At 64.0% G+C, this 3,882-nt stretch carries 3 protein-coding genes; 2 read left to right on the top strand and 1 reads right to left on the bottom strand.

The window, feature by feature from the left end; all coding sequences use genetic code 11:
- Positions 1-251 precede the first annotated feature (251 nt).
- Positions 252-593 (bottom strand): BON domain-containing protein, encoded by a 342-nt coding sequence (locus VGH68_RS07965; protein ID WP_331603023.1) that lies wholly within the window; start codon positions 591-593, stop codon positions 252-254.
- Between the two features lie 520 nt (positions 594-1,113).
- Between VGH68_RS07965 and VGH68_RS07960 the strand changes: the two genes are divergently transcribed.
- A complete protein-coding gene (locus tag VGH68_RS07960; RefSeq protein WP_331603022.1) occupies positions 1,114-2,595 on the top strand; it encodes an RNA polymerase factor sigma-54 in 1,482 nt (493 codons plus the stop codon).
- A 185-nt stretch (positions 2,596-2,780) separates the two neighbouring features.
- A partial coding sequence (locus VGH68_RS07955; protein WP_331603021.1) for a pyridoxal phosphate-dependent aminotransferase occupies positions 2,781-3,882 on the top strand: 1,102 nt, incomplete at its 3' end.

The raw sequence follows: 3,882 nt of genomic DNA, 5'->3' as shown, positions 1-3,882 counted from the left end.
CGTAACGCGGCAGACGGCCCGTGTCGTGACGGCGCGGGCCGTCGCCGCGCGAGTGACCGGCGCGGGGTTCGCTACCCGCGTATCCAGAGGCTGAATAGACGAAAAGGCCGTGCATCGGGTGCGTGGCCTTTTTTTCTGGTCGTTTGACTCAGCGCTAGAGCGAAAAAGCAACTGCAAAAGAAGAGAGCCGGCAGCGCCGGCTCTCTTCAATACGCAACACGCCGAATCGGCGCGAACCTTACCGACCGCGTTTACTCGGCGGCGACCTTCAGATGGTTCTTCACGCTTTCTACGCCCTTTACGTTTTGCACGACTTCTTCCGCTGCCGACTTGTCGTCAGCCGAAGGCACCGAACCCGTGAGCCACACGACGCCCTTACGGGTCTTGACGTGGATATGCGTGGACTTGACGTTCTTTGCGGCGAGGAGGTCGGCCTTCGCCTTGGTCGTAATCGTACCGTCGTCGATATGCTGGCCGACCGATTCGGACGAAGCCGATGGGGCCTGAGTGGTGGTCTGCGCGGCGGTTGCGTTCAGGGCAAATGCGACGGCAGCAATGCTGCCCGCGGTCTTCAGAAGCTGGATCGTCTTCATGGTCTCTCCTTCGGGTGTTAACAGAATGGCGGTCTTGTTGCCGGTGGCCGATCGCGGTCGAAACCGCTGATGACGCACGTGGGGTCGTTGCCGCTACGGTACCGTCAGGGCCCGTTTGTCGACACCGGGCGGGGGCTTGGCATCGCGCGCTTGCCGCGTTACCAGACACACCGCCCGTCCACACAGTGCCTGACGCAAGCAGCGTGCCCGGCACGCATTCGGGATCGGGTTCCTGCATGCGCGAGCCACCCGCAACCATCGCCACGGCGGCTTTGAACTGACAATAGGGCTTACGGAGGAGCGTCGGCGAAACACGAGCGGCACGCCGCGCGCGGTGTGAAGAAAGCCCCGGGAAATTGCCCGAGGTTTGTAAAAAGCGGTAATCACAGGCCGCGCAATTCCCGCGCCTGACACGACAAAGCGTAGAGAAAACAGCGGCTTGTGAAAACTGGTACGGCGGTTGCTTTAACGAAGGACCTAGCTCTTTTGCCTTCAGCTACCAACGAACGGGATTTCACCAATGCCTTCAATCGAATTACGCGCAAGGCAGTCGCTTGCACTCACCCCTCGTCTGCAACAATCAGTGCGCCTTCTGCAATTGTCGGCGCTGGAGTTCCAGCAGGAGCTGCGCACGGCGCTCGATACCAATCCGTTCCTTGAATACGATTCGTCGGAGACAGAGGATGTCGCGCTGGCCAGCACGCCGGCGGGAGAGGAGCCGAGCGCGCTGCCGGCCACGGATACGCTTGCCACCGCCGAACCGGATGCATTGGCCGCGGACAGCGCCGGCAGCGACTCCCTTGAAAGCGCCGGACCGGACGATATGCCGGGCGACTTCTCAGGCGACTACGGCTCGCGCAATTCGACCCGCCAGTCGAGCGACGCCGACGGCAGCGATCCGGCGGAATGGGCGCGCTCACAGCCGACGTTGCGCGAACAACTTCACGACGCACTGCGGCTGTACCGCCTCGACGATCGCGACCGCGCGGTGGCGCGCTTCATCATCGAAGCACTCGACGACGATGGCTATCTGCGCCAGTCGCTCGCCGATCTGGCCGACAGCGTCGATCTCGAACCCGAATTGACCGAGGAAGAACTGCTGGTCGCGCTGCGCCTCGTGCAGTCGCTCGATCGACCCGGGCTCGGTGCTCGCTCGCTGTCGGAATGTCTCGCGCTGCAGATTCAGGCCTTGCCCGAGGACACGCCGGGGCGCAGCGTCGCGTTGCAGATCGCCGAACATCATCTCGAGCGGCTGGCCCGCCGCGAGCAGGCGGAACTGCAAAAGCAGATCGGTTGCAGCCCGGAAGCGTTGCGGGTGGCCTGCGCGCTCGTGCGCAAGCTGGACCCCAAGCCGGGCAATTGCTATGGCCGCACCGAGGACAATTACGTGGTGCCCGACGTGATCGTGCGTCAGGTGCGCAACAAATGGGTCGTGTCGATCAATCCGGCTGTGCAGCCGCGCGCGCGCATTCATCGTATGTACGCGCAACTGTTCGCGCAGTCCGCCGGCGCGAGCCGTTCGCCGCTCGCGCAGCAGTTGCAGGAAGCGCGTTGGCTGATTCGCAATGCGCAGCAGCGCTTCGACACGATCCAGCGCGTTGCCGAGTGCATCGTCGCGCATCAGAAAGCGTTCTTCCAGTACGGCGAAATCGCGCTCAAGCCGATGGTGTTGCGCGACGTGGCCGACGAACTCGGTCTGCACGAGTCGACCATTTCGCGGGCGACAGGCAACAAATATATGGCGACGCCACGCGGCATTTTCGAGTTCAAACATTTCTTCCCGCGCGAACTCGGCACCGAAAGCGGCGGTACCTGTTCCGCCGCCGCGGTACGCGCACTGCTCAAGGAGATGATCGCCGCGGAGAACGCGCGCGATCCGCTGTCCGACGTGACGCTCGCGAAGATGCTCGCGGACCAGGGGGTGCTGGTCGCGCGGCGCACGGTCGCCAAATACCGGCATCTGATGAAGGTGCCGCCGGCGGAATTGCGCCGCCAGCTTTAACCTGTCGCGCCCCTGGCGGGGCCGCCCGCAAGCAGATTGCGCGAAGGGCCATGCGAGACTGTCGGCTCGCATGGCCCTTTTCTGTGTCTGGATGTTTCGCCGACGTGCCATTACATTGGCGGGTCGAATAGAAATACATAGCGAGACGCATCCCTCATAGGGATCGGCAAAAACGGAAAAGCGCAATGAAGTATTCGAATCTGGTCGAGCGTCTGCAAGGGCGGCGCACGTCGGCGTGGGACATTCACCGTGTCGCGCAGCAGGCGGCCGCAAAGGGCGAAGACGTGATCGTGCTGAGCGTCGGCGATCCGGAATTCGCGACGCCCGCGCCGATCGTCGAGCGCGCGATCGACGCGCTGCGCGCCGGCGACACCCACTACACCGCGATCTCCGGCCGCGACCCGTTGCGCGCGGCGATTGCCGCCGAACATGCGCGCACGACCGGTTGCGACGTGAGTTCGGCCAACGTGGTGTTGACCGCGGGCGCGCAGAACGGCGTGTTCGCGGTGTCGCTGTGCCTGCTCGAAGCGGGCGATGAAGTGATCGTCCCCGAGCCGATGTACTTGACCTACGAGGCTTGCATACGTGCGGCGGGCGCGACGCTGGTGGCGGTGCCGGTCGATCCCGAGCGCGCGTTTCATGTCAACTGCGACGCGCTCGAAGCGGCGATCACGCCGCGCACCAAGGCGATCTTCTTCGCGACGCCCTGCAATCCGACCGGCGTCGTAATGCAGCGCGCCGATCTCGAACGGATTGCGCGGCTCGCGTGCGAGCATGACCTGTGGGTGCTGTCCGACGAGGTCTACGGGGAGTTGACGTTCGACAGAGAACACCTGAGCATCGCGTCGCTGCCCGGCATGGCGGAGCGCACGGTGACGCTCGGCAGTCTGTCGAAATCGCATGCGATGGCCGGGTGGCGGGTCGGCTGGGCGATAGGGCCCGCCGAATTGATCGAGCATATGGCGCGGCTCGCGCTGGCGATGCTTTACGGTTTGCCGGGCTTTATCCAGCAGGCTGCGTTGACTGCGTTGCAGAACAGGGCGGAGATCGTCGCGGGAATACGCGAGACTTATCGGCGGCGGCGCGACGTGGTGTTCGAGCGCTTGCGCCGGGTGCCGGGTCTGCATTGTCTGTTGCCCGAGGCCGGCATGTTCATGATGGTTGACGTGAGCGGCACCGGCCTCGATACGGTCGATTTCACCTGGCAACTGTTTCGGGCCAAACGGGTGTCGGTGCTGGATGCGAGCGCGTTTGGGGATACGGCGAAGGGGTTCGTGCGGCTCGGGC

Origin of the sequence: Paraburkholderia sp. (genome assembly GCF_036488505.1) — a bacterium.
In the GTDB taxonomy this organism is placed as follows: Bacteria; Pseudomonadota; Gammaproteobacteria; order Burkholderiales; family Burkholderiaceae; genus Paraburkholderia.
The sequence above is the reverse complement of the archived record's forward strand: the minus strand, read 5'-3'. Positions and strand labels throughout refer to the sequence as shown.